Here is a 6,320-nt window from a genome sequence, read left to right on the forward strand (position 1 = left end):
GCGCGATGCGGCCGGACGCGGGGTTTCGCGGGCCGATTTCTCGCCGGCATCGGCCTCGCCGTCGGACGCTGCTTCGTCCGCGTCCGCGTCAGGCACTTCCCAGCGCGCGAACGGATTCATCGCCTTGACCTTGCTGGTCACGCGCGCGACTGTCGCGAGGGCTTCCTTGGTCGCCGTGACCGACCATTCCCAGACGCGGCGTTCGTCCACGCCGGTGAACGCGCGGAACGCGTCGACGAGGCTGTCGGCCGGTGCCGCCCCCATCTTCGCGAACGCTTCGGCGCGACGGCCGATCGCATACGTCGTCGCTGCGTTGCCGAGCGCGCTCGTCAGCACGCCGACCAGCGGCGCGACGCGGCCGAACACGGTGCCGCCGAGCTTGCTGCCGAAGCGGCCGAGAATGCGCCGGCCGATCGCGTCGACGCCGAGGCTCGCGCCGGCACCCAGTGCGCTGATCTGCGCGATCAGCGGTTTGCGCAGCGGCTCGGGCAGCGGCAGTTCGTACAGCGTCAGCGTGTCCTCGATGAGCTTTTCCTGGATCGCGCCGACGGCCGCGGCGTCGGCCAGCTCGCCGAGCGCGAAGCGCAGCAGCACGCCCGCACCGGGAATCGCGCCGACCAGCGCCGACAGCGCGCCGACGCCGGCCGCCTTGACGCAGGCCGCACGCAGCAGCGCCTGGAACCGCGCGTCGCGGTCGTTTTCCAGCGCTGCAGGCGCGCGTTTGGCAGGAATCTCCGTGCTAGGCTTTCGCGATGCCATCATCCACCTCGTCGTTTGCTGCGCTGTGGCAGCTGATCCGTCATGCGCGGCCCTACCGCGCGCGTTTCATCGCCGCGAGCCTCTGCTCGGTGGCGAACAAGTTGTTCGACGTCGCACCCGAAATCCTCATCGGCATCGCGATCGACGTCGTCGTGCGCGGGCAGGCGTCGTTCGTCGCGGGCTTCGGCGTCACCGACCCGCTGCAGCAAGTCTACCTGCTGGGCGCGCTGACGTTGGCCATCTGGGTGTTCGAGTCGATCTTCGAATTCGCCTACATGGTGCTCTGGCGCAACCTCGCCCAGGACCTCCAGCACGAACTGCGCACGTCGGCCTATGCCCATGTGCAGAACCTCGACCTCGCCTATTTCGAAGACCGCTCCTCGGGCGGACTCGTCGCCGTGCTCAACGACGACGTGAACCAGCTCGAACGCTTTCTCAATGGCGGCGCGAGCGATCTGATCCAAGTGGTGGTCACGGTGATTGCGTGCGGCGCGGTGTTCTTCGCGATCTCGCCGCAGATCGCGCTGCTCGCGTTCACGCCGATCCCGGTCATTCTCTGGGGCGCCTTCTATTTCCAGCGCAAGGCCGGGCCGCGCTACGACGTGGTGCGCGAGAAAGTCGCCGCGCTGTCGAGCCGGCTGGCGAACAACCTCGCCGGCATCGCGACGATCCGCAGCTTCGCGGCCGAGCAGCGCGAGCGCGAGCGCCTCGCGAGCGAAAGCCTGGCCTACGTCGCCGCCAATCGCCATGCGATCCGGCTCGGCGCGGCGTTCGTGCCGCTGATCCGCATGGCGATCCTGTTCGGATTCCTCTGCACCTTCGTGCGCGGCGGCCAACTCGTGCTCGAAGGACAGCTGCAGGCCGGCTTCTACGCCGTGCTCGTGTTCCTGACCCAGCGGCTGCTCTGGCCGCTGACGAGGCTCGCCGAAACCGTCGACCTGTTCGAACGCGCGATGGCGTCGACGCGGCGCATCCTGGGACTCCTCGCCACGCCGATCACGATCCGCGACAGCGACCAGACCTTGCCCGACCATCCGGCGCGCGGCGACCTCGCGCTCGAGGACCTGCATTTCGCCTATGCGAACGGCAGCGAGGTGCTGCACGGTGTCACGCTCGACGTGCCGGCGGGCCGGACGCTCGCGCTGGTCGGCGCAACCGGCGGCGGCAAGTCGTCGCTGATCAAGCTGCTGCTGCGCTTCTACGAGCCGACGCAGGGCCGCATCCGCCTCGACGGCCGCGACATCGCGAACTATCCGCTGAACTGGCTGCGCAGCCAGATCGGCTGGGTCGCGCAGGACGTGTTCCTGTTCGACGGCACGGTGCGCGAGAACATCGCCTACGGCCGGCCCGGCGCGAGCGAGGCCGACATCGTCGCGGCCGCGGTCGCCGCCGAGGCGCAGGAATTCATCCTGCGCCTGCCGCAGGGATACGACACGCGCGTCGGCGAGCGCGGCGTGAAGCTCTCCGGCGGCCAGCGCCAGCGCCTGTCGATCGCACGCGCGCTGCTCAAGGATCCGCCGGTGCTGCTGCTCGACGAGGCCACCAGCGCCGTCGACAACGAAACCGAGGCGGCGATCCAGCGCTCGCTCGCGCGACTTGCGCACCAGCGCACCGTCGTCGTCATCGCGCACCGCCTGTCGACCATCGTTCACGCCGACCAGATCGCCGTGCTCGACAACGGCCGCGTCGCCGAACTCGGCACACACGCGGAACTCATCGCGCGCGGCGGCAGCTATGCGGCGCTGTGGCGGGTGCAGACCGGTGCGGCCGCGTAGGGCGCAATAACCGAAGCGCATTGCGCCGAGTCCGTTGCCGGCCCACCGTTGGCGTGTTGGCGAAAGGCGCGGCGTGTTTGTTTTTTTTTTGTGGGTGGGGCGGGTGTGAGACGGCGCAACGCGCTTCGGCTATTGCGCCCGACAGATGCTGGCTACGCTATCCTTGCGCGTTCGCTTTCAAGGGCTTCTCCCATGTCCGACCTGGATCGCCACGACACCATTCGCGCCGTGCACTGGCGCGGCGACCGCCTGAGCCTGCTCGATCAGCGCCGCCTGCCGTTCGAGGAAGTCTTCGTCGACTGCGCGAGCGCGGCCGAGGTGGCGCAGGCGATCAAGGATCTCGTCGTGCGCGGCGCGCCGGCGATCGGCATCGCGGCGGCCTGGGGCGTCGTGCTCGCGGCGCGCGACGAGCCGGAGCGGCTCGACGAGGCGGTCCGCGTGCTGCGCGCGTCGCGTCCGACCGCCGTCAACCTGATGTGGGCGCTCGACCGCATGCAGGGCATCGGCGCCGACGTCGCCGCGCTCGCCGCCGAAGCCCAGGCGATCCAGGACGAAGATCTCGCTGCGAACCGCCACATGGGCGAACTCGGCGCCGCGCTGCTCGACGGCGGCGGCGTGCTCACGCACTGCAATACCGGCTCGCTCGCGACCGCGGGCTTCGGTACCGCGCTCGGCGTGATCCGCAGCGGCTTCGCCGCCGGAAAGATCGCACGGGTCTATGCCGGCGAGACGCGTCCGTGGCTGCAGGGCGCGCGCCTGACCATGTTCGAACTCGTGCGCGACGGCATTCCGGCGCAGCTCATCGCCGACTCGGCGGCCTCGCATCTGATGCGCAGCGGCGCGGTGCAATGGGTCATCGTCGGCGCGGATCGCATCGCGGCCAACGGCGACACCGCGAACAAGATCGGCACGTACCAGCTGGCGATCGCCGCGCGCCACCACGGCGTGAAATTCATGGTCGTCGCGCCGTCGTCGACGGTCGACATGGCCACGCCCGACGGTGCCGCGATCGAGATCGAGCTGCGCGCTGCGGACGAGCTGCTCGGCGTCGGCGGCAAGCGCACGGTCGTCGACGGCGCGGAAGCCTGGAATCCCGTATTCGACGTGACGCCGGCCTCGCTGATCGATGCGATCGTGACCGAGCGCGGCGTGATCGCGCATCCGGATCGCCGGTCGATGGAAAACCTGTTCGTGCCCGGCCATGGCTGATCCGATGTCAGCCGATTCGACGAGCGCCGTCCTGATGAATTCCGATCTGACGAAGCCGGCGCGCGCGCGCCGCGTCGCGGTGCTGGTTCCCTGCTACAACGAAGCAATCGCGATCGCCGCGGTCATCGCCGATTTCCGGCGCGCGCTGCCCGACGCGGCGATCCACGTGTTCGACAACAATTCGCGCGACGGCACCGCGCAGGTCGCCGCCGAAGCGGGTGCGATCGTGCACAGCGTGAAGCTGCAGGGCAAAGGCCATGTCGTGCGGCGCATGTTCGCGGACATCGAGGCCGACGCCTATGTCATGGTCGACGGCGACGACACCTACGACGCGGCGAGCGCGCCGGCGCTCGTGGCGCGGCTGTTCGCCGAGAACCTCGACATGGTCGTCGGCGTGCGCGAACCGATCCATGCCGACGTGCACCGGCCCGGCCATGCGTTCGGCAATCGCATGCTCACGGGCTTCCTGAGCCAGCTGTTCGGCCGCAACTGCTCCGACATCCTGTCGGGCTACCGCGTGTTCTCGCGGCGCTTCGCGAAATCGTTCCCGGTGCTGAGCAAGGGCTTCGAGATCGAAACCGAACTGACCGTGCATGCGCTCGAACTCAAGATGGCCGTGGCCGAAGTCGGTACGCCGTTCAAGGAACGGCCTGAAGGCTCGCACAGCAAGCTGTCGACGGTGCGCGACGGCATCCGCATCGTCGTCACGATGGTGCGCCTGTTCGGCGCCGAGCGTCCGCTCGCGTTCTATTCGGCGATCGCGGCCGCGCTCGCGATCGTCGCGGTCGCCCTGGCCGTGCCGCTGTTCGTGACCTACGCGGCGACCGGCCTCGTGCCGCGCTTCCCGACCGCGATCCTGTCGACCGGCCTCATGCTGCTCGCGGCGCTGTCGTTCTTCGCCGGGCTGATCCTCGACACGGTCACGCGCGGCCGGCGCGAACTGAAGATGCTGGCCTATCTCGGTCATCCGGCGCCGGAGTAGGCGATGTCGCAGTTCCTGCTGTTCTGCATCGGCGGCGTCATCGGCTTCATCGTCGACGCCGGCACCCTGCGCCTGCTCGTCAGCGGGCTGCAGATGGACGCCTACGCCGCGCGCCTCGTGTCGTTTCTCTGCGCCGCGACCGCAACCTGGCTCTGGAACCGCCACAACACGTTCCGCGGCACACGCCGCTACGGGCTGTTCGGCGAATGGGCGCGGTACCTGCTCGCGATGAGCGGCGGCTTCATGGTGAACTACGGGGCCTATGCGATTTTGTATACCTTTGTGCCGCTCGTGCGGCGCTATCCGGAGCTCGGCGTCGCCGCCGGCTCGGCCGCCGGCCTCGTCGTGAACTACGTGTCGTCGCGCTGGTGGATCTATCGCCGCGACGCGAAGGCCCCGGCGGAATGAACCACCGCGCGGCGGCTCAGCCGCCGCAGCGCGCGTAGTCGGGCAGATTCCTGCCGAGCACGATGTCGCGTTCGACCTGCCAGGTTCCCGACGCATCGCGCTTCGCCTCGACGACGCCGCTGCCGCCGCGTCCGTCGTGCGAAGTCGAACTCGCCTTCAGCCGCGGATCGTCGCGGAAATTCACGTCGTCGATGTAGTAGGTGCAGCGCCCCGGCTCGATCACGTGCACGTGGATGTGCTCCGGAACGCTCGTGCCGGGATAGCCCGCCGGCCGTATCGTGTCGAAGCCGAAGCGACCCTGCGCATTGCTGAGCGCCCAGCCGCGCAGGCGGCCGTGGCGGCGCGCCGCGGCGTCGTCCTGCGCGGGATCGCGTGGATAGCGTCCGCTCGCATCGGTCTGATAGGCGTAGACGACGATGCCGGCGACGGGCTTGCCGTTCGCGTCGAGCGTGCGTCCGCGCCACTGCAACGGTTCGCCGGCTTCCCCGGCGGGCGCGATCCGCGCGATCGCCGGCGGCGCCGCCGGGCGGCCGACGAAGACGGCCTCGCAGCCGTCGCAGGCACCGAGCACGGGTTCCGTGGCGACGGCATGCAACGGCGCGAGCAGTGCGGCGGCGAGGGCGATGCGTTTCATGGCGGGTCTCCTCAGGTCGGCGACAGCGCGGCATTGCCCCAGCCGTCGAGCGCGGAACGGCGGCGCGCGGCCGGCGCGAACGCCGTCGCCGCGCAGATCAGCACGAGCGGCGCGAACGGATGCAGATAGCGGAACGAGACGATGTGCGAGAACAGCAGCTGGCCGGCGACGAGTCCGCACGCGGTCAGCGCGAGCAGCACGGCGACGCTGCGCCGGCGCGTCCAGAGCCGCAGCGCCGCGATCAGCGCCAGCGGTGCGAGCGCGAACAGGCAGGCGACCAGCCAGGCGCCGCCGCGCTCGAACCAGCGCACCGCGAGATTGCGCACGGCGTGGACCTGCGCTGCGTCGTAGTTCAGGCGTTCGCGCACCGAGGCGGCCATCGGCGCGCTGAGCGGACGTTCGCCGATGTCGTCGGCCATGCGCGCTGCGGTCTGGTCGGCGGCGAAATAGTCGCGCGTCGTCGGAATCGCGAGGCGCACGAGGCCGAGCGGATCGTCGCGCAGCGCCTCCGACGCGATGTGCCGCGCGTGGCGTTCGGTGTCGGGGCCGGGGG

The 6,320-nt window shown here is 69.9% G+C and carries 7 protein-coding genes; 4 read left to right on the forward strand and 3 right to left on the reverse strand.

Annotated features, from left to right (window positions below):
* Positions 1-759 (reverse strand): hypothetical protein (locus VLF18_RS00805; protein ID WP_325277710.1); only part of this gene is annotated, 759 nt, incomplete at its 3' end.
* Between VLF18_RS00805 and VLF18_RS00810 the strand changes: the two genes are divergently transcribed.
* The 4 genes from VLF18_RS00810 (at position 753) to VLF18_RS00825 (ending at position 5,133) form a co-directional block, all read left to right on the forward strand.
* Positions 753-2,534 (forward strand): ABC transporter ATP-binding protein, encoded by a 1,782-nt coding sequence (locus VLF18_RS00810; RefSeq protein ID WP_325277711.1) that lies wholly within the window; start codon positions 753-755, stop codon positions 2,532-2,534. The genes VLF18_RS00805 and VLF18_RS00810 overlap by 7 nt on opposite strands.
* A gap of 192 nt (positions 2,535-2,726) precedes the next feature.
* Positions 2,727-3,743 carry an S-methyl-5-thioribose-1-phosphate isomerase gene (gene mtnA / locus VLF18_RS00815; protein ID WP_325277712.1) on the forward strand — a complete coding sequence of 339 codons (1,017 nt, stop codon included), beginning with the start codon at positions 2,727-2,729 and terminating at the stop codon, positions 3,741-3,743.
* Positions 3,744-3,777: 34 nt separating this feature from the next.
* Positions 3,778-4,725, forward strand: coding sequence for a glycosyltransferase family 2 protein (locus tag VLF18_RS00820; protein WP_325277713.1), 948 nt, complete (start codon positions 3,778-3,780; stop codon positions 4,723-4,725).
* Positions 4,726-4,728: 3 nt separating this feature from the next.
* Positions 4,729-5,133, forward strand: coding sequence for a GtrA family protein (locus VLF18_RS00825; protein ID WP_325277714.1), 405 nt, complete (start codon positions 4,729-4,731; stop codon positions 5,131-5,133).
* Positions 5,134-5,149: 16 nt separating this feature from the next.
* On the opposite strand, the gene VLF18_RS00830 is transcribed toward VLF18_RS00825, so the two are convergent.
* Positions 5,150-5,767, reverse strand: coding sequence for a hypothetical protein (locus VLF18_RS00830; RefSeq protein ID WP_325277715.1), 618 nt, complete (start codon positions 5,765-5,767; stop codon positions 5,150-5,152).
* Between the two features lie 11 nt (positions 5,768-5,778).
* The coding region (locus VLF18_RS00835) for a hypothetical protein (protein WP_325277716.1) at positions 5,779-6,320 on the reverse strand (542 nt) is incomplete at its 5' end.

The sequence above is a fragment of the Tahibacter sp. genome (assembly GCF_035481375.1).
Lineage (GTDB): Bacteria > Pseudomonadota > Gammaproteobacteria > Xanthomonadales > Rhodanobacteraceae > Tahibacter.

Bases quoted from the DNA above. Each gene is read 5' to 3' on its own strand.
- VLF18_RS00810 (WP_325277711.1), top strand. From the start codon at position 753: ATGCCATCATCCACCTCGTCGTTTGCTGCGCTGTGGCAGCTGATCCGT.
- mtnA (WP_325277712.1), top strand. From the start codon at position 2,727: ATGTCCGACCTGGATCGCCACGACACCATTCGCGCCGTGCACTGGCGC.
- VLF18_RS00820 (WP_325277713.1), top strand. From the start codon at position 3,778: ATGAATTCCGATCTGACGAAGCCGGCGCGCGCGCGCCGCGTCGCGGTG.
- VLF18_RS00825 (WP_325277714.1), top strand. From the start codon at position 4,729: ATGTCGCAGTTCCTGCTGTTCTGCATCGGCGGCGTCATCGGCTTCATC.
- VLF18_RS00830 (WP_325277715.1), bottom strand. From the start codon at position 5,767: ATGAAACGCATCGCCCTCGCCGCCGCACTGCTCGCGCCGTTGCATGCC.